Consider the following 21,336-nt stretch of genomic DNA (forward strand, 5'->3'; position numbering starts at 1 on the left):
GCTGGCTAGAGCAGCTGATTTGTAATCAGCAGGTCGTGGGTTCGAGTCCCTCCATCGGCTCTTATTGAAAGCCTCTCCGCAAGGAGGGGCTTTTTTGTTCGATATATTGTCCTGAGCGAAATCGAAGAGAGTCCCTCCATCAGCTCAAATATTAAAACTTCCAGTTAGATATTAGTCAAACTGGAAAAAAGAGAAGCTTATAATTCTGCTGAGCTTACTTTATATTCTAATGGCTTTTCTTGAGTTTTCTTTGCTTTATTAATACTTCTGTAGAGCAGTAAACTTAGAGTTAAAGCAATAATAATTAATCCTGTGAACACATAAAATACAGGGATGTAGCTTCCTGTTCGGGTGTAAAGCTGGGAAACCAATGTGGGACCTATTAATCCACCAAGAGACCAGGTAGTCAGGAGGTATCCGTGAATAGCCCCGAGTTGTTTGGTCCCGAAAAGATCCCCGATAAAGGCAGGAAGATTAGAAAACCCTCCTCCGTAGCAGCTTACTACCAGGAATATCAGGATTTGAAATATAAAAGCACTTGCGATTACCGGAAGGGTAATAAATGCCAGTAACTGTATGATAAAGAAAATGATAAAGACTACCGGTCGGGATAGATAATCTGACGCTGCCGCCCAGCCCAGCCTTCCTCCTCCATTAAAGACACCCATTAATCCCACCATGGTAGCAGCGGCTCCGGCAGAAAGACCTACGATGTTTTGCGCCATTGGTGAGGCTACGGAAATCATCATAATTCCTGCGCTGGTGTTAATAAGCATCATAAGCCATAACATCCAGAAATGTTTAGTCTTTACTGCTTCAGAGGCAGTGGCCTGTCTTAAATCTTTTTTAATCTTTCTTGATCCATCCTTGACGGCAGCTTTCATTCCTTCCGGCATCCAACCATTTGGAGGTGGGACAATATAAGACGCTCCAAGCATCATCATTATAAAATAGGAGATTCCCAGTATATAAAAGGTTGAACTTATTCCTATAGATTCAATCAAACTTGCCGCTACCGGAGCGGTGATCAGGGCACCCGTTCCAAAACCAAGAACGGCCATTCCTGTAGCCAGGCCTCTTTTATCAGGAAACCATTTTACAAGGGTTGAAACCGGTGAAATGTAACCTATTCCCAGCCCGAGACCACTTAAAACACCATAGGAAAGGAGAAAAAGTGGAAGGGAGTCCAGGGAAATAGCAAAGCCCGAACCGGCTTGTCCCAAACTAAATAATATTGCAGCCAGTATAGCAGATTTTCTGGGGCCACTCCTTTCGACGAATTTACCAAAAAGTGCTGCAGAACCACCTCCCAAAACCATCATAATAGTAAAAGCAGTAGTTACCGAAGCGACAGACCATCCTTTAGTTTCAACCAGGGGCTGAATATAAACACTGTAGGCATAAGCTGCTCCAATAGAAATGTGAATGGCTATAGCTGATGCGGCAATCAGCCATCGGTTTTTATTTACTGAATTCATTAATTATGGTTTTATAATAAATTTTGTTTATTTTTTATAGAAATTAACAAGTATAGGGCTTTATTTACAGAAATTTAAACTGATAGATAATTCTTATTGAAACTATATAATAAAAAAGCCCGAATATATTATATTTCGGGCCTCCCTTTTTCCTAGAAATTTTATTTATTTTCTATAAATTCTCCGTTTCTTCTGAATTTTCTTTGATCTCTTCCAGAGCCTTTTCTTCCTTTCTTCTTTTCTCAAGAAAATCCTTCAAATCTTCTCCGTATTTGGACTTTTTTACTTTCTTATTTAAGGAATTATAAATGGTATCCAGGTACTTGATGTTAGCGTCAAATACTTCTGAAAGCGCCAGGTATGGGGCGATTTCCAGATCCTTATTGTTAATGGCAAAATTCACCGTGTAAAGATACTTTCGCCTAAGCAGTTGGTCGTACTTCTTGTCAATCTCCATCAGTTTCTCTTCATCTTCAGCTTTTTCGGCTTCAAAACTTTCCTTGATAAGATCCAGATTCTGATTGTTGAACCTGCTCATCATCTTGCGGAATTCCACAAGTTTTTCCTGGTTTGCAGAACCAATTATTTTGGCATCGGTTTCAAATTTTTCCAGACTTGTATTTATGGTAACTTCACCTTTATCAGCAAAGAAATCTATCCGATCATCAAAACGGTTATTATCAACTTTTTCAAGATACAAAAACATCATCTGCGGACTTTCAATATAAGCCTCGAGGCTAAAAGTGGGGTCACCATCAACTTCCATTGAATCCAGGTTTACCATAATGGTATCCTCGATCTTTTGAAGGTATAAAGTTCCTTTCTTAAGGCCTTTTACTTTACCGCTAACAATAAGGTTGCTTTCTTTTTCCGAACAGCTAGTTATGCTGATCAAAACCACTAAAAGAAGAGCTAATTTTTTCATTTTTGAATTCAGATTTTTAGGAGCGCAAATATCTTATATTTTTCGGTTTAATACTAACTGCCGGCAGCGATTTGCATCAAAATTGTACATAGTATTGCTCCATAGGTTCCTACTACATAACCAAACACTGCAAGTAGTACGCCAACCGTTGCTAAGGATGGGTGAAAAGCTGCCGCAACGACCGGGGCAGAGGCAGCACCTCCAACATTGGCCTGGCTTCCTACAGCAAGGAAGAAGTATGGCGCCTTAATAAGTTTTGCGGTAAGTAATAATACGATAACGTGGATAAGTATCCAGATTAATCCAATGCCTATTAGTCCGGGATTGTCGAAGATTGTAGTGAGATCCATTTTCATTCCAATGGTGGCTACAAGAATGTAAATGAAGATGCTTCCTATTTTACTGGCTCCGGCTCCCTCGTAGGTTTTAAATTTGGTAAACGAAAGGAAAATTCCAATTGCTGTTGCAATCGTGATCATCCAGAAGAATTCTGAAGAGAATGAAGATAAAGCACTTTTAGTGTCACTGAATACTTCAAAACTGCTTAAAAGCAAGGCTGAAATATTTTCTGCCCCCCAATGGGCAATTCCCACAGCGCCAAATGCCAGGGCCAAAAGGATCATAAAGTCTGGCAGGCTTGGAATTCGGGCAACACTTTCAGCATAATGACTAACCTTTTCTTTTAGCTCATGAATGGCAGAATTATCTGCTTTCATCCAGTTATCAATAGAATCATTTTTACCTATGCCCATTAAAATGATCGCCATCCAAAGATTGGCCACCACAATGTCTACCAGTACCATTCCACCGTAAAGATCGGGATTATATTCATAAATCTCCAGCATGGCTGCCTGGTTGGCACCACCACCAATCCAGCTTCCTGCGATCGTGGATAGACCTCTCCAGATCGCATCGGGTCCAACACCACCCAATGCTTCGGGATAAATAACCGACATTATCAGGATAGCGATGGGGCCACCAAAGATGATTCCAATAGTTCCCGCAAAGAACATGATCAGTGCTTTCGGGCCAAGATTAAAAATGGCCTTCAGGTCTATACTTAATGTCATCAGGACAAGAGCTGCAGGCAACAGGTATCGGCTCGCAACAAAATAGAGCTGAGAAGTTTCATCATCTATCCAGCCCAGGGAATTAAAAATAGCCGGAATCATATAACACATTAAAAGGGCCGGAACTACCGAATAGAATTTTTTCCAGAATCCCCCTTTCTGTGCAGAGGTGTAAAAAACAAAGCCAAGGGCAAACATCAGTAAACCAAATACGATAGCATCGTTGGTGAACAGGGTTGTATTTTCCATATAATTCAGACTAGTTGGCCGGCAAAATACAATTTTTATTGAATTTGGCTATAGGAAGATTATTTTCTTAGATCTTTAAAATTTCGGTAATGCTTTTGGCTACTCCGTCTTCTTTTCCGGGAGTGGTCACCACATGTGCTATTTCCAGAACTTCAGGCTTGGCATTTCCCACGGCAATTCCCATTCCCACCCCTTTCAGCATCTCAATATCATTATAGTTATCCCCAAAGGCCATGCTCTGGGAAAGCGGAAGTTTGAAATGATTCTCTAAAAGATGTTCAATCGCGGTGAGTTTTGAAATGGACCTTGGCGCAATTTCAAGGTAGGAAGGCTTAGAGCGATAAAGGTGAAGTTCGTTGGGGAAATTATCCTGAAGAAAATCTCTTATAGCATCAATTTCTTCTTCCTTACCCATGGCCATTATCTTATGAGCTCCCTTGTCTTCTTGCTGCCATTTACTTATCACCTTGGCATTGCTTTTAATTTCAGGTTGCACCTTGGTATTGTTTATTTCTCTCTGAGTCCAGAAATCATTTCTGGGAACGTACCATTCGTCATTATGGAAAAGGCTCAGGTGTACCTCAAGTTCCTGGTTAAAGCCATGTAATTCCTGCAAAATATGGATTGGTATCTCGGTAGAGCTTACGGGTTCGTCATCTACGAGAATGAGTCCGCCATTATAGCTGATGAGCGGGAGGTGGGCAATGTCCATTTTATTCTGGAGGTGCCGCATGGCAGCGGGCATTCTTGAGGAGATAAGAATAAATGGTATTTCGCCGTTTAATTTTTTTACGGTGTCTATGGTAAACTCTGAAAGATCTCTCTCGGCATTTAGTAAGGTACCGTCTATATCTGAAAAAATGATCTTAAACATTATTCGTCTTGGTTTTTTGATTTAGGGTGTCTTTTGGCTTCTTTTAAACTTTTGTTCAGCATCCACTCAATTTGTCCATTGGTACTCCTGAATTCATCAGCAGCCCATTTCTCAATGGCTTTGAGCATGTCTTCGTCGACTCTTAAGGCGAATGCTTTCTTTTGGCCCATAATTTATTCAAGTTCTTTGACAAATTCAGTTATCACCGGGATCAGATCCGGGTGTAATGGCTGGTTAGGTTCATTGTATGACTTGGTATTTACTAGTCTATCCTTGCTTTCGATTTTTCGAAAGATATGGTTCATGTTCTCGATAATAACAAGCTGAGCATCGTCACTGGCATTTTTCAGAAATTCAGCCTCTTTTGTTTCCACCTGGATATCTTCTGATCCATTGATTATTAGTACTGGAATATCAAGTTTAGCGATTTCTTCGGCCGGATTGTACTTCATCCAGCTATGCATGAAAGGCTGAATGGAAGGTTTGAACATCGATTCCAGCATCGGACTGTAAGTGGTTGTCTGTCCGGTTTCCCTTATTTCATTAAAGGCGGTTCGGGCATTTTCAGCCAGAGGTGGTGCCATTTTATGAACCTGTTCTACAATGATATTATCTATAGGCTGTCCGGCACCGGCAAGGGAGATAAATCCGTCAGCCATCTCTTGGGAAGCAAGTATACCCACGAGGGAGCCCTGACTGTGTCCCGCAAGAATGAGATTGTCAAACTTATCTTTTTCCTCAAAGTATTTCAGGATATCCTTTACGTCAAGCACGAAATCATCAAACCTTAAATCTTTCTCCTTTATTTTGAGTTCATCCATTTTGAAAATTCGTTTGTCAAACCGAAAAGACGCGATCCCGTTTTCAGCAAGCTGATAAGCGATCTTTCTCATTCCGTCATTCTTCATCATCGGCTGATTCCCATTTCTGTCAGTGGGGCCGGAACCTTGAATAAAGATGACAAGGCTTTCAGCTTCTTTCGAAACTGGAGTGGTAAGTGTACCTTCAATGGCCTGACTAATTTTCAGGTCTTCCTCAGCATATTTTAATTCCTGTGCAATAGATGACTGAAAAAAGATCAGCAGCAATCCAGCGACAAAATAATTCTTCATTTTAATTTATTTTTTTCCTGATAACGTTTAATTACCCGTTGGGCTTCCTTCGGTTTATTAGTTCCTATCAGAAACCTTTTATCATCTTTTGTTATTATCTGGATCCCTATATTTCCTGATACGTTAAAAGCTTTAGGATTATTGAAACCTTTTATTCCCCAGCCTCCATATTCTCTAATAGGAGAATATTTTCGAACATAGCATTTACTAATATCGTTCCATTTAAATGATTTTTTAAAAATTCCGAAAGGTTCAAAACTTGTTCTTATTCCGGAATTATCTATCCTGGTATGCAGCCGGATAATCCAGAACATTGTAATGATAAAAAGGACTGCGATATATCCCAGGTATTTGAGGTTTTCAGTTTGAAAACCGGTGAAACCAATGAAAAATGACAGACCTGTTACAACCAGGATTCCGCTTAGGATGAGGACTAACCACCATTGTCTGAATGCCTGCTTTTCTTCAAAAATTCGCATTTTTAATGGTTTAAGGTTCCCGCATTCACCACTGGTGTAGCATCCCTGTCTCCACAAAGTACTACCATTAGATTGCTTACCATTGCAGCTCTGCTTTCCGCATCCAGGTCAACAACTTCTTTTCTGCTTAATTCATTAAGGGCCATTTCTACCATGCTTACTGCACCTTCCACTATTTTATGTCTGGCTGCCACTATTGCTGTTGCCTGCTGCCTTTTAAGCATTGCACTGGCAATTTCGTTGGCATACGCGAGATAGCCAATTCTGGCTTCCAGGACTTCAATCCCTGCTATATTCAGCCTTTCTTCAAGTTCCTTTTCAAGTGCTTCGCTTACTTCATTTACACTTGACCTTAGGGTGATATCCTCGTCCAGACCTTCATCTGCAAAATTATCATAAGGATAAAGACTTGCAAGCTTCCTTACGGCGGCATCGGTTTGTACCACCACAAAATTTTCAAAATGATCGACATCAAATGATGCCTTAAAAGTATCCATAACACGCCAGACAAGAATAGTACTGATCATTACCGGATTCCCTAGTTTGTCATTAACCTTTAATCTTTCGCTGTCAAAATTGCGTGCTCTTAATGAGATTTTCTTTTTGGTGTAAAAGGGATTTACCCAGAAAAGTCCGTTTTCTTTTACCGTTCCCTTGTAATCTCCAAATAGAAGTAAAACGCGTGATTCGTTGGGATTTACAAGGATGAGGCCAAAGAGTATAATTATGGCAAGAACAGTAATGAGCACCCAGAGAGGATTACCCGTAGTGGCGACGGCTATGATACTTCCTATAAAAAATATAAGGAAAAGGAAGAGCATTAAATAGCCGTTAGAGGCTTTAATAGTTTTTTCATGTGTCATGATGGAAATAGTGTTTGATATTAAAATGATATCATAAATATATGATATTAAAATTTAATAAACTTAAGTCTTAACATTAAATTTTTCTGAGCATCTTTATATTTGCCGAAAACTTGGAGAAAATGAGGAAATATTTATTTGTTCTGCTTTTTATAGCGTCTGTATTATCTGGTTTTGCTGCAGATGCCGAGTGGGGAAAAACGGGACACCGTGCTACGGCCGAAATTGCTGAAAAACATCTGACTAAAAAAGCCAGGAAGGCTATTGACGAAATTCTGAATGGATATGGTCTTGCTTTTGTGGCTAATTATGCCGATGATATCAAAAGTGATCCCGAATACAGGAGGTATGGGCCCTGGCACTATGTAAATATTCATCCGGAATCTGAAAAATATGTTGTGGAGGAGGCAAGTGAAGGGGGTGATCTTGTGCAGGCCATTAGAAAATGTAAGGCAGTACTTCTTGATGAAAATGCCTCAAGGGCTGAAAAGCAGTTCCATTTAAAGATGCTGGTTCATTTTGTGGGAGACCTTCATCAGCCATTTCATGTAGGGCATGCGTCTGACAAAGGTGGGAACGATATCCAGGTGAGGTGGTTCAATGAAGGTTCTAACATACACCGTGTTTGGGACAGTGATATGATAGATTTTTATCAGATGAGCTATACCGAGTTAGCAATTAATACCAAAGATCTTTCTAAAGATCAGATAAAGTCGTTACAGAACGGGAAGCTTCTGGATTGGGTGTATGAGTCGAGGGAAATGGCTGAAAAACTTTATGCAGGAGTAAATAGCGGGGATAAATTAGGATATAGCTATATGTATCATCATATGCCCACGGTTTTAGCCCAGTTACAAAAAGGGGGGCTGCGCTTGGCAAAAATTCTTAACGAGATATATTCTTAGTAGATCTTTCTAAAGGTTAAATTTATTCGTGGATCGACTCTTTTTTTTGTCTTGGGCAGTTGATGCTTCCAGAATTGCTGAGTAGTTCCCTTCATAATTAAAAGGCTGCCATGTTGCAGCCTTATTTTATATCTGGCCGTATTATCGGTTTTATGTTTTAGATGAAAAAGTCTTTCGGCTCCAAAGCTCACCGAAGCGATCACCGGCTGAGCCCCCAGTTCTTTTTCGTCATCGGCATGCCAGCCCATACTGTCATTACCATTCCGGTATAGATTTGCGAGACATGCATTGAAGTCAGTGCCGGTATATTCTTCACATTTTTCTTTTATCTGGATCAATTCCGCTGGAAACGCCTGTGGCTCCATTTCGAGACCGGAATATGTATAGCTCTTTCCTTTTTCCCCATAGAATGAGGTTAACCTGGGTTGCAGCATTTCCTTACCGAAGAGTTTTATTTTATCCTGCCTCCAGTGAAGAGAATATTGCAGTTTTTGGTAAAAATAATCACTTTGCTCTCTCCTGAAAAAACCCGGATAATATATTAAAGATCCATCCTTTAGATCTATGGATTCTTTCTTCATATTCTAGTATCTTAAATAATACCATGCCCAGTACATAAGAAGAAATTGTAAGGGAATTCTTACAATTAATAACCATTTAGGTAGTCCTACTCCTGCTTTTTCTGAAGACAACATGTAGAAGTGAACAAGTAGGAATACCAGCAACATTAGTATAATCCCATAGATCCCCAGGTCCTTGGTAGCGGGAATACAGATGAGTATTCCCAGAAGGATTTCTGCTTCGCCACTTAAATGTACCAACAGCCTGTGATTGGGAAGATACCTGGGCATAATTCTCATGTATATTTTAGGTTTTAAAAAATGGAAAATTCCGGCTACTATATACATAAAGGCCATTAAATAAAGATGCCATGGGTAAATCATTGAAAAATAATTTGTTTTAATATACTATAATTTTCCGGCTAAATAAATTTGGTTAAAATTGATTCCTATCATAAATAAATATTGTGTAAGTCCTTTAAATAGAGTAATTTTCAACCGCCGAAATCTAATTGATAACCTAGCCTGCTTTTGATAAAAAACTACTTTTTTTTCTTACCTGTATTTTTTTTACTGTGGAATATCAGTCTGGCCCAGAATTCTGACACAATTAGTCGAGATACTCTAAGTGCTCTTTTGGAGCGTATAGAAGCATCCATCAAGGAGTACAATTATGAAAAAGCCATTGAAGACTCTCATTCCCTGATAAGCCTGGCTAAAGATGCCGATGATCAGTATTTTGTATCCAGAGCTTATAATAAATTGGGCCATGTTTATTTGAATCTGGATGATAGTGCGCGTGCCCGGAAAAATTATACTCTTGGTCTTGAATATGCCCGGAAATGTAATAATGATACACTTTTAATGCATTCTTATAATTATCTGGGTAATATATATTCAGAAATTCCAGAAAGTATAGATAAAGGGATAGATTATTATAATAAGGGAATTGCACTTGCAGAGAAAATCAATGATCCTGTTGAATCGATAGTTCCAAGAGCAAATATCGGCTGGACCTACATGGATAATGGTCAGTTTGAAAAGGCCTATCCATATATAAACGAATCCCTAAATACGATTGATTCAACAAAAGACTACTATACTAAGAAGGAAAGACTTGATTATTTATATTCTCAACTTTATATGCTTCATGGCCGTTATTATTCACATAAAAAGGAATATGATACGGCCACTTACTTTTTTGAGAATTCCATACGACTGGCCGAGGAAGATAGCCTTATTCTACCTGTAGCCGAAGCATATTATGAGTATGCAGAAATGCTTGAACAGAAAGGAGATTTTGAAAAAGCCTACAGAGCTCAGGAGAAATATACCGAATATAATTCCATGGTTTTCGAAAGTGAAAAGCTAAGGCAAATGGAAATCGCTAATGCGCGTTTTAATCTTAATGGATATCGAAGGAATCTTGAGCTAGCTGAAAAAGAAAAGGAATATCAGGAAGAGATCATCAACAAGTCTAAAGAAAAGGTAGTTGTAATGATCCTTTCAACTTTAGGTTTGATTTTCATACTTGTATTTCTGTATAAAGTTAACCGGGATAGACAGAATCTTATTGGGAAATTAAAGGACAAGAACAGGCAGTATAAGAAAGCTAAGGATGAAGCAGAAAGGCTTTCCCTTCTCAAGACCCGGTTTTTTAGCACTGTAAGTCATGAGATACGAACTCCGTTGTATGGTGTGATAGGGTTAACCTCATTGCTCCTTGAGGATGAGAGCCTCAAGAAGCATAAGGGAGACCTAAGGTCATTAAAATTCTCTGCAGATTATTTACTGGCACTCATTAATGATGTGTTGCAGATGAATAAAATGGAATCTAACGAAGTTAAGCTGGAAAATGTGTCATTTAAGCTTAAAGACCTTCTTAACAGTATTGTAAATAGTTTTGAGTTTACCCGCCTGCAAAATAAAAATGAGATCCAAATTGAGATAGATGAGAATATACCGGCTTTTCTAATTGGTGATTCCGTGAGACTTTCTCAGGTGTTGATGAACCTTGTAGGTAACGCGATGAAATTTACCGAAAGGGGGAAGATTTGTATAGTTGCCCGCCAAATTGAATGTGATGGGGAGTATTCAAAAATTTATTTTGAAGTAGAGGACAATGGTCCCGGGATTCCTGAAAGTAAGAAAAAAGTGATCTTTGAAGAATTCTCCCAACTGGATAATTCTAATTATAGTTATCAGGGTACCGGCCTTGGTTTACCTATAGTAAAAAGACTTCTAAGACTGTTTGATTCAAAAATAAGACTGGATAGTAAAGAAGGTGAGGGCGCTACTTTTAGTTTTTCCATTAAATTTAAAATTGATAACTCTAAGAAGGAACTTCCTCAAATTAAAGAGGATGTGGTTGAAAGTTTTAACTCCACCAGAACTATTCTGGTGGTGGATGATAACCGTATTAATCAGGTTGTGACAAAGAGAGTGCTAAGTAAGAAGGATTTTCAATGTACTGTGGCCGGTGATGGAGAGAAAGCTATTGAACTTGCAAAAACAAATCATTTTGATCTTATTCTCATGGACGTAAATATGCCTGGTATATCAGGACTTGAGGCTTCCAGAGAGATCAGGAAATTCAATAAGGAAATACCTATTCTGGCACTGACCGCTGTGGAAGTTGAGGAAATAAGAGAAGAAATACTTACCGCCGGGATGAGTGATATTATAGTCAAACCTTATGATGTTCAACAATTCTATCAGGTAATCTATAAACATTTAAGTCTTAAAAGACTTCCCGAAAATGTATAAATACTATTTATTTATAGGGTTCGAATTCTGAGGAACTTTAAAATACTCTTCTTTCGGTTCAAAGAACCTGATATTACTTAATTGTGCCTCTCCGAGTTTTTTCCCCAGTCCATCTTTTTCATTCCAGTTATGGAAGCTCCATTTTGTGGCAAATGCTATATCTTCTACCATTCTGTAGTCTGAATAGACAATCACGTGCGGGTTTTCTTCTGCCTTTGCCGGATCCTTACTAAAGGTTACAATATAAGCAGCTGCTTTTAATCTTTTAGTTTCCGGGTCCTGATAAATAATATACCAGTCATCTGGTGAATCACCGGTTCCAGATATAAAACTCAGTTTTGCAGTATCATACTCAAGACTGTCAAGTGTGCGTTTTGCTTCTTTGTCCCAGACCGTACCCGAATCGGTTAGCTTGAATGGCATAGCAAAAAAATATTGCCATGTAAAGATGTCAAATCTTGCCCCATCTGTTTTCGAAGTATCGGGAGTGATAACTGTTCTATTGCCATCATAAATTAGTGAAGTGCCATTGGCCTTATCCACTCTCACCCGGGTGGAGTTAGTGGTCATACTTATTTTTGCATTCAATCTTTCAGAACCTCCAAATGTTAATGCCAGATCGAAAGAAACTGCCTCATGATTCATGAAAGCGGTCTTATTATGGGCCTCTTCAATATTTTCAGAAAAGGAAAGAGCAGGGGGAGGGCTCGCTCCATCACCGATGCCATTACCGGGTTCTACCGGGATTTTTTCTTCTGAAGTGTTTTGATTGCAGCTTACAAAAGAGAATAAAATGAATAACAAGAAGAGCTTTTTCATGGTGGTAATTTTAATAAATGTACAAAAGCCCTGGCAATATGGAATAAAAAACCCGCTTCTCTCGGAAAGCGGGTTTTTTTATGATATTTGTTCAGCCTATTTTACCATGTCAAAACTTCTCCTGATGAATGCCGTAAGCTCTTCACCTTTTAGAAGATTTTGAGATAGTCTGGCAAGATCAAGGGACTGCTTGATCAGTCTTTGCTGCTTTTTCTCGGTCTTCGTATTCAGAATTGTATGAATCAGATCGTGATTGGTGTTTACCACCAGATTGTACATTTCCGGCATATTGCCCATTCCGAACATTCCGCCGCCACCTGTCTGTTGCATTTCCTTCATTCTACGCATGAATTCCGGCTGGGTAATGATCATGGGAGCAGCATTGCTGTCCATCGCTTCCATCTGGATAGTATATTTTTCAGAAGGGATCACTTTTTCAAAATCAGCTTTCAGTTTCTCTTTTTCTTCATCTGAAAGTTTAGATATCTTTTCATCATCTTTTTTAATGAGGTTGTCTACATGATCAGAATCTACTCTTACAAAAGAGATCTTTTCCTTAGAACTTTCCAGTTTCTGAAGCAGGTGTGAAACAATAGGTGAATCCAGTAAAAGTACTTTATAACCTTTTTCATTAGCTGCTTCAATATAACTGTGCTGTTCATTTTCATTTGAAGCATACAGAACAACAAGATTACCATCCTTATCGGTCTGGTTGTCCTTTATTTTCTCTTCTAACTCTTCAAAAGTGAAATATTCATCTTCAGTAGTAGGATAAAGTGCAAACTTATCTGCCTTTTCAAAGAACTTATCCTCCGTAAGCATACCGTATTCAATTACGATCTTAATATCGTTCCATTTCTTCTCAAAATCCTCACGATTATTGTTGAAAAGACTTTTCAGTTTATCTGCTACTTTCCTTGTGATGTAACTTGAGATCTTTTTAACGGCACCATCTGCCTGAAGATATGACCTTGAAACGTTCAATGGAATATCCGGAGAATCGATAACCCCCCGAAGCATTGTAAGGAATTCCGGTACGATGCCTTCAACATTATCAGTAACGAAAACCTGGTTTTGATATAGCTGGATCTTATCCTTTTGAATGTTCATATCCTGAGTCATTCTGGGGAAATAAAGTATACCGGTAAGGTTGAATGGATAATCTACGTTCAGGTGTATATGGAATAATGGCTCTTCGAACTGCATAGGGTACAGCTCACGATAGAAGTCATTATAATCTTTTTCCTCAAGATCGGTAGGTTGCTTGGTCCAGGCCGGTTCAGGGTTGTTGATGATGTTGTCTACCGTCTTTGTTTCAGGTTTAGCATCTTCCTTTGCGTCTTCCGGGAGTGGAAGAGTTTCTTCCTTGGTTCCGAATTTGATAGGGATCGGCATAAACTTGTTGTATTTCACAAGCAATTCCTGGATGCGGTTCTCTTCAAGAAATTCTTTGTCATCTTCGTTTATATGAAGAATGATCTCAGTACCGTGCTCTTTTTTCTCACCTTCTTCAAGGGTAAATTCGGTTGTTCCTTCACAAACCCAGTGTGCCGCTGGTTCATCTTTGTGGGATTTGGTAAGGATCTCAACCTTGTTTGCCACCATAAAGGCCGAATAGAAACCAAGTCCGAAATGACCGATTATACCGCTGTCTTTAGTAGAATCCTTATACTTGGCAAGGAATTCTTCGGCTCCTGAGAAGGCTACTTCGTTGATATACTTTTCAACCTCCTCTTTGGTCATTCCAATCCCTTGATCTATTACGTGAAGGGTCTTGTTCTCTTTATTCACCTTAACCTCTATTACGGGGTTCCCGTATTCTACATTGGCCTCTCCAAGGCGGCTAAGATGTTTCAGCTTCAGGGTCGCATCGGTTGCATTTGATATAAGCTCCCTCAAAAAGATTTCATGATCACTGTATAAAAACTTTTTGATGAGCGGAAAAATGTTTTCTACAGATACATTTATTTTTCCGGTTGCCATATTTTAAAATTTAAGTTTTGATTCAACCACCTTTTTTCAAAAAAGGTACCATTGGTGAATCGCTGCCAAACTGGCACAGTTTGTAATTAAAAGCACCTGGCAGCGTCTAAAAATCTGAAGTATAAAAATGAGATAAAAGATTTAACAAAGTTTTGTTTAATTAAATAGTATAAAAGTTAAACAAAAATTGTATTTTTGAATAGATAAGATAATCATGGCAAAGACGACAGGAAATAGTAAAGTGAAAAAGAAGCCGAACGCAGATAATCTCATTGCCATTTATATGGATTATGTGCTGGAGCAGGAAAAGACCCCGAAAAGTGTCTATAAGTTTGCGAAAGACAATGATATGACTGAGCAGGACTTTTACAAGCATTTTGGAAGTTTTGAAGGTTTACGAAAGGCGATTTGGGAAAAGTTCTTTGAAAATAGTATAGAGGTGATGGAGAAATCAAAGGAATATGCTTCATTCACCAACCGTGAAAAATTGCTCACTTTCTACTATACATTTTTTGAGGTTTTAACCGCTAACAGAAGTTATGTTCTTTATACGCTTACTGAACATGAGCAACCTCTTAAGAATCTGGATCAGTTAAAGACCTTAAGGAAAAGGATTAAGAATTATGCTAAGACGCTTATAGAAGAGAGGAATAAGGAAAAATCGCTGAAGTTATTCCAGCAAAGTGAGATGATCTTTTCCGAGGGCGTCTGGATACAGTTTCTGTTTCTACTGAAATTCTGGATGGATGATAATTCTGCCGCATTCGAAAGTACCGATGTAGCAATAGAGAAATCGGTAAATACGGTGTTCGACGTATTTGACAATACACCACTTGAGAGAATTGTGGATTTCGGAAAATTTTTGTGGAAGGAGAGAATGGCATAAGCCGGGATAGCAAATGAAGACCATAGACAAGATACCTACAGGAAAGATCGGAAGAACCAGGAAGCTGGTTCAGACCGGGGTGAAAATTGGCGGAAATTACCTTAAATATTATGGTAAAAAGGCTTTTAATAAAGAACTCACCCGTACCGAGCTGGATGAGGATAACGCCAGCGATATTTATGACGGGCTTAAAAGTCTGAAGGGTAGTGCCCTGAAAGTTGCACAGATGCTTTCAATGGAAAAGAATTTGTTGCCAGGGGCTTATGTGGAAAAGTTTAGTCTGGCACAATTCAGTGTACCGCCTTTGTCAGCTCCTTTAGTTAGGAAGACTTTTAAAAAATATCAGGGAGATTATCCTGAAAATTTATATGATACGTTTGCAACCCAGTCGGTAAATGCAGCCAGCATCGGTCAGGTGCACAAGGCTACAAAAAATGGGAAAAAACTTGCTGTGAAAATCCAGTATCCGGGGGTTGCAGATAGTATCAGTTCAGATCTTGCAATGGTAAAACCCATAGCCCTGAAAATGTTCAATCTTCAGGCGAAAGATTCTGAAAAGTATTTTCAGGAAGTGGAAGGTAAGTTGCTGGAGGAGACCGACTATATCCTGGAAGTAAAACAGAGTCGGGAAATTTCAGAAGCCTGTTCCCACATTCCAAACCTTAGGTTTCCGAAATATTATGAACAGCTTTCCAGTGAACGGATCATTACGATGGATTGGATGGAAGGGATTCATCTGAGTGATTTTGCGAAGCAGAATGAAAACCAGGAACTGGCCGATAAGATTGGCCAGGCTCTTTGGGATTTTTATATGTTCCAGATACATGGTTTAAAGCAGGTTCATGCCGATCCTCATCCTGGAAATTTTATGGTGAGCGGGAATGATGAACTTATCGCTATAGACTTTGGATGTATCAAACAAATTCCGGAAGATTTCTATGCCCCCTATTTCTCTCTTACGAACAGGGATAACCTGGATAATCCTGAATTCTTCAATAAAAAACTCATTGAGCTGGAAATTCTGGATAAGAAGGATACGCAAAAAGAAAGACAGTTCTTTACAGATATGTTCTACGAGATGTTCGAGATGTTCTCTACACCTTTTCAATCTGAAAGATTTGATTTCACTGATCAGAAATTTTGGGATAATCTCACCCGTCTAAGCGAGAAATATTCAAAAGATCCTGAATTGCGTAAAATGAATGGGAACAGAGGTAGCAGACATTTTCTTTATATGAGCCGAACCTTTTTCGGACTCTATAATCTTTTACATGATCTCAAGGCAAACGTCGATATTAATGGGTTTAGAGTTTATCTCTAATGGTTGATTTATTGGTTAGGTTGTTAGGAAGCGTGGTTGATACCCTACATTAGCCGCGCTTCCTTAATTAAAAAAACCGGCAATTGCCGGTTTTTTTAATTTCTAAATGGATTGTATGTTAATTTCCGAAATCTTCTTCAGGAACTTCAACTGAATTCTTCTCTTTATTCTTTACATACTTTTCCAACCACTGATCCTGCTCCCATAAAACATGCAAAACAGATTCCTTTGCGCTATATCCATGGCTTTCCTTTGGCAGCATTACAAGTCTTGCCGTTGCACCGAGACCTTTTAAAGCATTGAAATATCGCTCACTTTGCATAGGATAAGTCCCTGAATTATTGTCGGCTTCACCGTGGATAAGCAATAGCGGGGTCTTCATTTTATCGGCATGCATAAAAGGAGACATGGTATAATAGACTTCCGGAGCCTCCCAGTAATTCCTTTCCTCACTCTGAAACCCGAAAGGGGTCAGGGTTCTGTTATATGCCCCACTACGGGCGATTCCAGCTGCAAAAAGATTGGAATGTGACAGGAGATTGGCGGTCATAAAGGCTCCGTAACTGTGGCCTCCCACAGCTACACGGTTTTTATCTATGTAGCCCATTTCGTCTACGGCATCTATAGCGGCCTTCGCATTGGCTACAAGTTGTTCCCTGAAAGTATCGTTGGGTTCCTCATCTCCCTCCCCAACAATAGGGAAAGAAGCGTCATCCAGAACCACATAACCCCTGTTTACCCAGTAAATTGGTGATCCATAGTAAGGATAGGTGAAATCATTCGCGTTTGAAGTATTCTGGGAAGCAGAATTTTTATCTTTATACTCCCTTGGGTAAGCCCACATCAGCATGGGTAGCTTTTTAGGATTCTCCTTATCATAACCCGCAGGCAGATATAAGGTAGCATTGAGTTCAAGACCATCTTCACGTTTATAGGTGATTACTTCCTTACTCACATTTTCCAGACTTTTAAAAGGATTCTCGAAAGAGGTTATTTGAGTAAGTTCATTATCTGAATCTATATCCCTGATATAATAATTGGGATATTCAACAGAAGATTCTATCCTAACCAGGATCTCCCCGTTTTCCATATCCAGAGCTTCAACCAGGGTTTCTTTTTTATCTTCGAATTCCGACTGGTAAAGTCTTTCAGTATCTCCATCTTCAAGGTCAATTTTATCCACGAACGGATACTGCCCTTCCTCGGTGAAGCCGGAGCCTAATAAAAAAGCATCTTCTCCATCAAGACTTAGAACATCTCTTCCGAACTCGTTTTTGGTAGTTACAAACCTTCCCGGGTCACTGTAAACATCCTGGTAATTCCTGTCAAAGATTATTTCAGGCTCTTCAGAAGAATCTGAAGGATCAAATATATAGGTTTTTGTGTTTCGGGTGTTCCACCAGAAATCTGTGGCAATTGCAGTATCGTTATTACCCCATATAATTCGACTTCCTCGATTTTTCACCTTCAATAAGGGTCTTCCTCCCCCTTTGAAGGGAGCATCAAGCTGGAAGTACTCATCGCGATATTCGGCTTCCACTTCAGGGTCTCCACCATCCAAGGCTTCTACATATACCAGGCTGGCAGGTTTGTCATCACGCCATTCAAAATCCCTTTTTCCTTCACGTTCGGCCATAAAACCCTTTGGAAGATCTTCGATTAGAGGCACATCATTGATCATGCTTATAAGGTTTCCATTCCTGTCATAAACATTAGTTTCTGAAGGAAATCTGTAGTAGGGAACCAGATAGGAAAATGGTTTCTTGATATTTGTGACCATTACGTAGTTTCCGTCTGGAGAAAATGAGATGCCACTGTACATTTTTGGTTCCATCCATTCAGATGTGGTACCGTCAAGATTTACCCTCACCAGTTCGGCTCTTGCCAGCTGTTCAAAATTGTATTCATCATTAGGATTCTTCAAAAGATCCTGATAGGTCCTGTTCTGGGCCTCCTTTCCATCACTTACCGAAACGGTTGGACCTGTAGGAACGGAGGTTTCCGTATCTATCAGTTCTTTCCGGTCTGCCGGTAACATGGATACAAGTAATGCCGAATTGTCCCTGAACCAGTTTACGGTACTTCTCATATTGGCATTCAGGGTTGCGTCTGTTAATTTACGTGCCGATGCCGATTCAATATCGAGTACCCATAGTTCAACTCCTTTATTTGTAGTATGGGTGAAAGCAATTTTTGATTCATCCGGCGACCAGCTAAAATTCGTCATTCGGGGAGTTTCAGGCAGTCCTGTTACATTCTTTGGAGTCTCTTCATCTACAGCCTTTACCTTGATATCGTTAAAATATCTTGCCCTGCTATTGATATTGGTGACAGGGTTGATTCGCAATCCAGCCAGCCGCATTTCCTGTTCGCTCAGTTCAGCTATGCTTTTGAACTGATCTCTGTAAAGAAAAATCATCATTTCGCCTTCACTGTCTATAATAGTGGAAGGGGCAAGAGGCACATCAACAAGTTCCAGAATTTCCTGGGGAGGTTTCTGATAATCTAAATTTTCCTGGGCCATTGTGCTGAACACAAAAAGTAAAAGGCCCGAAAGGCATATAAAAATCCGTTTCATATAGTAAGCTTTAAGGTGAAATTTAATGGACTCCAAGATCAGAAGGAATGTTAATGTTTATTATATTGCGGGTCCAAATTTTTACTATTTGTTTAAATTTAATAAGAATTTTTTTTAAAATCACAATAATTGTCCATGTATCAAACTAAAATTGCAGGATTAGGAAAATATGTGCCGGAAAATGTCGTCACCAATGATGACCTTTCCAAAATGATGGATACTAATGATGAATGGATCACCGAACGTACCGGAATAAAAGAACGCAGGCACATCAAAAAAGGGGATGGTAATAGCACTGCTGTGATGGGTGTAAAGGCGGCTAAGATAGCTTTGGAACGCTCTGGCATCTCTAAAGATGATATAGACCTTATTGTTTTTGCCACTCTTAGTCCCGACTATTATTTTCCCGGATGTGGGGTTCAGGTTCAGGAAATGCTTGATATAGATACCTGTCCGGCGCTGGATGTTCGAAACCAGTGCAGTGGGTTTGTTTATGCAATTTCCGTAGCTGATCAGTTCATTAAAACCGGGATGTATAAGAATGTTCTTGTAATTGGTAGTGAAAATCACAGTGGAGGTCTGGATTTTACAAACAGAGGACGTTCTGTTTCTGTAATTTTCGGAGATGGAGCAGGAGCGGCGGTTCTTACAAGAAGCGATCATAATGGCCAGGGAATTCTCTCCTCACATCTTCATTCGGAAGGTAAACATGCCCTGGAGCTTTCACTTAAAGGGCCAAGTACGAATTACTGGGTGCCGGAGATCATTAAAGACAACCCGCAGGGGGATGATATCCCATATTACCCATATATGAACGGACAGTTCGTTTTTAAGAATGCCGTTCAGAGATTTTCTGAAGTGATCAATGAAGGTCTTCAGGCCAATGGTCTTGAAGTATCTGATATAGATATGCTGATCCCTCATCAGGCGAACCTAAGGATCTCCCAGTTTATCCAGCAGAAGTTCAGACTGAATGATGATCAGGTATACAATAATATACAACGCTATGGAAATACAACAGCGGCTTCTATCCCAATTGCACTAACCGAAGCATGGGAAGAGGGACGTATAAAAGATGAAGATATCGTTGTCCTGGCTGCTTTTGGCAGTGGATTTACGTGGGGCAGCGCGATCATAAAATGGTAAAAAAATTCCCGCTTAGCGGGGATTTTTTTATTTTCCTGCGAAATATTTATAGAGATCATAAATACCGAATATAATAAAGGCAATTGCCAGCAGAATCCCGAAGGTATCAGAATCTGATACTCCCGCTTTCTGGTAAAGCCGGAAACTACCGTAGCCAAGAAAAACAATCCCAAGAACCAGATTCCAGATATTCCTTTTGGGCTTTTGTTCTTCTGTAACTGTCTCTTCGTTATTCATTTTCAAAATCTTTTGGAAAGGTTGATTTTGCGATCTTCAAGGCTTCATCGTAATGGTTTTGCATTACGAAAAGTTGAGCCTGGTTTGGAACACCCCCGCCAAATCCGGCTCGCAGACCAGAATCAAAATCATTTCTAACTCGGGAATTTATTCCTGCTTTTTCATATAGTTCCTGAAGGTACTGGACATTGGTCTCAGGTCCGGTATAGACACGTTTATAATTTTCTTCTTCGCTCATTTCGATAAATTTATAATTCTAAATTACGAATTAGCTCGATGCTATAAGGCTTATTTAAACCGAAATTAACTTTCTAGGCATTATAGAACCTGCTATTCCATATTTCGGTATTGAAATTCTTACCCATTTTAAAGCCGTAGAAGATAGAAAGGCCAGCAAACCACTTGAAGATGAAAAAGAAGATCAGAAAGAATTCTGTAGTGGATTGTTGCGGGCTGAATAATCCGTCGGGAATAAGTAATGCAGTTAGAAAACTGATGACAAGCAGTAACAATATAAAATTCTCAAGTGTCTTGAATGGCCACATGAGTAGTTTTCTTAAAGGATGCAGGTCATTTCCCCATTTATGGATCAAATAATAGTAATCATTCCCAATCGGAACAAAAAGCAACGGATCGTCTGCATTCTCAAGTTTAAATAAGCGGGAGGGGGCTACAATTTTAAAGCCTTTCAGGCTTGTTTTATGTTGCTTTTCGATTTCTTTTATTTTTATAAGCGCTTCATAAGGGATATCTCCTTTAAAATATTTGGAATCCAGAAATCTTAACCGGTAATCCACACAAATTCTATATATCTGGTCCAGATGGAAGATCCGTCCGGTCTCAAGGATTTCAGGATTAAACTTGTTCTTATCGACCTCACCACCATTATTTAATTTCTCCATTACCCTCTCGTCCTCCTTTTGGGTATTTCGGAATATTAACGCAACCTCTTCCAGTAGCTGGTCTTCGCTTTGGTTTTTATTTCGGACTTTGAGAAGTTGGTGTTCAATATTTGTGCGGGGAATTCTCAGCTTCATTTTTCTTTCTCTTTAGCCTCACTAAATTAGACAATTAAGCTAAGAATA

At 39.4% G+C, this 21,336-nt stretch carries 21 protein-coding genes; 5 read left to right on the forward strand and 16 right to left on the reverse strand.

The genetic code is table 11. The annotated features are described in order from the left end of the window. Positions 1 to 197: 197 nt before the first annotated feature. The 8 genes from LU635_RS16125 to LU635_RS16160 form a co-directional block, all read right to left on the reverse strand. Positions 198 to 1,478, reverse strand: coding sequence for an L-lactate MFS transporter (locus LU635_RS16125; RefSeq protein ID WP_240100563.1), 1,281 nt, complete (start codon positions 1,476 to 1,478; stop codon positions 198 to 200). Positions 1,479 to 1,650: 172 nt separating this feature from the next. Continuing rightward, entirely contained in the window at positions 1,651 to 2,403 is a 753-nt protein-coding gene (locus LU635_RS16130; protein WP_240100565.1) for a DUF4369 domain-containing protein, read from the reverse strand. A gap of 53 nt (positions 2,404 to 2,456) precedes the next feature. Then, positions 2,457 to 3,722, reverse strand: a complete 1,266-nt coding sequence (locus tag LU635_RS16135; RefSeq protein WP_240100567.1) for a DUF819 family protein — start codon at positions 3,720 to 3,722, stop codon at positions 2,457 to 2,459. 67 nt (positions 3,723 to 3,789) lie between these two features. After that, positions 3,790 to 4,596 carry an HAD family hydrolase gene (locus tag LU635_RS16140; protein WP_240100568.1) on the reverse strand — a complete coding sequence of 269 codons (807 nt, stop codon included), beginning with the start codon at positions 4,594 to 4,596 and terminating at the stop codon, positions 3,790 to 3,792. Beyond that, entirely contained in the window at positions 4,596 to 4,766 is a 171-nt protein-coding gene (locus tag LU635_RS16145; protein WP_240100569.1) for a type II toxin-antitoxin system antitoxin, read from the reverse strand. The genes LU635_RS16140 and LU635_RS16145 overlap by 1 nt, the downstream gene beginning before the upstream one ends. Before the next feature lie 3 nt (positions 4,767 to 4,769). Then, positions 4,770 to 5,708 carry an alpha/beta hydrolase family protein gene (locus LU635_RS16150; protein WP_240100570.1) on the reverse strand — a complete coding sequence of 313 codons (939 nt, stop codon included), beginning with the start codon at positions 5,706 to 5,708 and terminating at the stop codon, positions 4,770 to 4,772. Then, entirely contained in the window at positions 5,705 to 6,187 is a 483-nt protein-coding gene (locus LU635_RS16155; RefSeq protein ID WP_240100572.1) for a hypothetical protein, read from the reverse strand. Before LU635_RS16155 ends, LU635_RS16150 begins: the two co-directional genes overlap by 4 nt. A 2-nt stretch (positions 6,188 to 6,189) precedes the next feature. Next, the gene (locus tag LU635_RS16160; protein ID WP_240100573.1) at positions 6,190 to 7,050 is read right to left on the reverse strand and encodes an SPFH domain-containing protein; all 861 of its coding nucleotides are present in this window, start codon (positions 7,048 to 7,050) and stop codon (positions 6,190 to 6,192) included. A 122-nt stretch (positions 7,051 to 7,172) separates the two neighbouring features. Between LU635_RS16160 and LU635_RS16165 the strand changes: the two genes are divergently transcribed. Further along, positions 7,173 to 7,955 (forward strand): S1/P1 nuclease, encoded by a 783-nt coding sequence (locus LU635_RS16165; protein ID WP_240100574.1) that lies wholly within the window; start codon positions 7,173 to 7,175, stop codon positions 7,953 to 7,955. Here LU635_RS16165 and LU635_RS16170 read toward each other — a convergent pair. Next, positions 7,952 to 8,536: an alpha-ketoglutarate-dependent dioxygenase AlkB family protein gene (locus tag LU635_RS16170; protein ID WP_240100576.1), complete on the reverse strand. Its 585-nt coding sequence runs from the start codon at positions 8,534 to 8,536 to the stop codon at positions 7,952 to 7,954. The two genes, LU635_RS16165 and LU635_RS16170, sit on opposite strands and share 4 nt — an antisense overlap. Positions 8,537 to 8,539: 3 nt before the next feature. Further along, positions 8,540 to 8,899 carry a DoxX family protein gene (locus LU635_RS16175; protein WP_240100578.1) on the reverse strand — a complete coding sequence of 120 codons (360 nt, stop codon included), beginning with the start codon at positions 8,897 to 8,899 and terminating at the stop codon, positions 8,540 to 8,542. A gap of 252 nt (positions 8,900 to 9,151) precedes the next feature. On the opposite strand from LU635_RS16175, the gene LU635_RS16180 reads away from it, so the two are divergent. Continuing rightward, positions 9,152 to 11,281 carry a tetratricopeptide repeat-containing hybrid sensor histidine kinase/response regulator gene (locus LU635_RS16180; RefSeq protein WP_240100579.1) on the forward strand — a complete coding sequence of 710 codons (2,130 nt, stop codon included), beginning with the start codon at positions 9,152 to 9,154 and terminating at the stop codon, positions 11,279 to 11,281. Positions 11,282 to 11,284: 3 nt separating this feature from the next. On the opposite strand, the gene LU635_RS16185 is transcribed toward LU635_RS16180, so the two are convergent. Continuing rightward, complete coding sequence (locus LU635_RS16185; RefSeq protein ID WP_240100581.1) at positions 11,285 to 12,100, reverse strand: DUF6503 family protein; 816 nt, start codon at positions 12,098 to 12,100, stop codon at positions 11,285 to 11,287. A 96-nt stretch (positions 12,101 to 12,196) separates the two neighbouring features. Beyond that, a complete protein-coding gene (gene htpG / locus LU635_RS16190; RefSeq protein ID WP_240100582.1) occupies positions 12,197 to 14,083 on the reverse strand; it encodes a molecular chaperone HtpG in 1,887 nt (628 codons plus the stop codon). 214 nt (positions 14,084 to 14,297) lie between these two features. Here htpG and LU635_RS16195 point away from each other — a divergent pair, with 214 nt between their 5' ends. Beyond that, positions 14,298 to 14,969 (forward strand): TetR family transcriptional regulator C-terminal domain-containing protein, encoded by a 672-nt coding sequence (locus LU635_RS16195; protein ID WP_240100583.1) that lies wholly within the window; start codon positions 14,298 to 14,300, stop codon positions 14,967 to 14,969. 13 nt (positions 14,970 to 14,982) lie between these two features. Next, complete coding sequence (locus LU635_RS16200) at positions 14,983 to 16,290, forward strand: ABC1 kinase family protein (protein WP_240100584.1); 1,308 nt, start codon at positions 14,983 to 14,985, stop codon at positions 16,288 to 16,290. Between the two features lie 118 nt (positions 16,291 to 16,408). Here LU635_RS16200 and LU635_RS16205 read toward each other — a convergent pair whose 3' ends face one another. Beyond that, a complete protein-coding gene (locus LU635_RS16205; RefSeq protein WP_240100585.1) occupies positions 16,409 to 18,868 on the reverse strand; it encodes a S9 family peptidase in 2,460 nt (819 codons plus the stop codon). Between the two features lie 135 nt (positions 18,869 to 19,003). On the opposite strand from LU635_RS16205, the gene LU635_RS16210 reads away from it, so the two are divergent. Further along, complete coding sequence (locus tag LU635_RS16210) at positions 19,004 to 20,014, forward strand: 3-oxoacyl-ACP synthase III family protein (RefSeq protein ID WP_240100587.1); 1,011 nt, start codon at positions 19,004 to 19,006, stop codon at positions 20,012 to 20,014. 27 nt (positions 20,015 to 20,041) lie between these two features. Here the strand turns inward: LU635_RS16210 and LU635_RS16215 are convergent, their stop codons facing one another. The 3 genes from LU635_RS16215 to LU635_RS16225 form a co-directional block, all read right to left on the reverse strand. Next, positions 20,042 to 20,251, reverse strand: coding sequence for a hypothetical protein (locus LU635_RS16215; protein WP_240100588.1), 210 nt, complete (start codon positions 20,249 to 20,251; stop codon positions 20,042 to 20,044). After that, entirely contained in the window at positions 20,244 to 20,489 is a 246-nt protein-coding gene (locus LU635_RS16220; protein ID WP_240100589.1) for a DUF2007 domain-containing protein, read from the reverse strand. The genes LU635_RS16215 and LU635_RS16220 overlap by 8 nt, the downstream gene beginning before the upstream one ends. Before the next feature lie 73 nt (positions 20,490 to 20,562). Further along, positions 20,563 to 21,288, reverse strand: a complete 726-nt coding sequence (locus LU635_RS16225) for a hypothetical protein (RefSeq protein WP_240100590.1) — start codon at positions 21,286 to 21,288, stop codon at positions 20,563 to 20,565. Positions 21,289 to 21,336: the final 48 nt, after the last annotated feature.

Source organism: Christiangramia crocea (genome assembly GCF_022410465.1).
Classification (GTDB): domain Bacteria; phylum Bacteroidota; class Bacteroidia; order Flavobacteriales; family Flavobacteriaceae; genus Christiangramia; species Christiangramia crocea.

Bases quoted from the DNA above. Each gene is read 5' to 3' on its own strand.
- LU635_RS16125 (WP_240100563.1), bottom strand. From the start codon at position 1,478: ATGAATTCAGTAAATAAAAACCGATGGCTGATTGCCGCATCAGCTATA.
- LU635_RS16130 (WP_240100565.1), bottom strand. From the start codon at position 2,403: ATGAAAAAATTAGCTCTTCTTTTAGTGGTTTTGATCAGCATAACTAGC.
- LU635_RS16135 (WP_240100567.1), bottom strand. From the start codon at position 3,722: ATGGAAAATACAACCCTGTTCACCAACGATGCTATCGTATTTGGTTTA.
- LU635_RS16140 (WP_240100568.1), bottom strand. From the start codon at position 4,596: ATGTTTAAGATCATTTTTTCAGATATAGACGGTACCTTACTAAATGCC.
- LU635_RS16145 (WP_240100569.1), bottom strand. From the start codon at position 4,766: ATGGGCCAAAAGAAAGCATTCGCCTTAAGAGTCGACGAAGACATGCTC.
- LU635_RS16150 (WP_240100570.1), bottom strand. From the start codon at position 5,708: ATGAAGAATTATTTTGTCGCTGGATTGCTGCTGATCTTTTTTCAGTCA.
- LU635_RS16155 (WP_240100572.1), bottom strand. From the start codon at position 6,187: ATGCGAATTTTTGAAGAAAAGCAGGCATTCAGACAATGGTGGTTAGTC.
- LU635_RS16160 (WP_240100573.1), bottom strand. From the start codon at position 7,050: ATGACACATGAAAAAACTATTAAAGCCTCTAACGGCTATTTAATGCTC.
- LU635_RS16165 (WP_240100574.1), top strand. From the start codon at position 7,173: ATGAGGAAATATTTATTTGTTCTGCTTTTTATAGCGTCTGTATTATCT.
- LU635_RS16170 (WP_240100576.1), bottom strand. From the start codon at position 8,536: ATGAAGAAAGAATCCATAGATCTAAAGGATGGATCTTTAATATATTAT.
- LU635_RS16175 (WP_240100578.1), bottom strand. From the start codon at position 8,899: ATGATTTACCCATGGCATCTTTATTTAATGGCCTTTATGTATATAGTA.
- LU635_RS16185 (WP_240100581.1), bottom strand. From the start codon at position 12,100: ATGAAAAAGCTCTTCTTGTTATTCATTTTATTCTCTTTTGTAAGCTGC.
- htpG (WP_240100582.1), bottom strand. From the start codon at position 14,083: ATGGCAACCGGAAAAATAAATGTATCTGTAGAAAACATTTTTCCGCTC.
- LU635_RS16195 (WP_240100583.1), top strand. From the start codon at position 14,298: ATGGCAAAGACGACAGGAAATAGTAAAGTGAAAAAGAAGCCGAACGCA.
- LU635_RS16200 (WP_240100584.1), top strand. From the start codon at position 14,983: ATGAAGACCATAGACAAGATACCTACAGGAAAGATCGGAAGAACCAGG.
- LU635_RS16205 (WP_240100585.1), bottom strand. From the start codon at position 18,868: ATGAAACGGATTTTTATATGCCTTTCGGGCCTTTTACTTTTTGTGTTC.
- LU635_RS16210 (WP_240100587.1), top strand. From the start codon at position 19,004: ATGTATCAAACTAAAATTGCAGGATTAGGAAAATATGTGCCGGAAAAT.
- LU635_RS16215 (WP_240100588.1), bottom strand. From the start codon at position 20,251: ATGAATAACGAAGAGACAGTTACAGAAGAACAAAAGCCCAAAAGGAAT.
- LU635_RS16220 (WP_240100589.1), bottom strand. From the start codon at position 20,489: ATGAGCGAAGAAGAAAATTATAAACGTGTCTATACCGGACCTGAGACC.
- LU635_RS16225 (WP_240100590.1), bottom strand. From the start codon at position 21,288: ATGAAGCTGAGAATTCCCCGCACAAATATTGAACACCAACTTCTCAAA.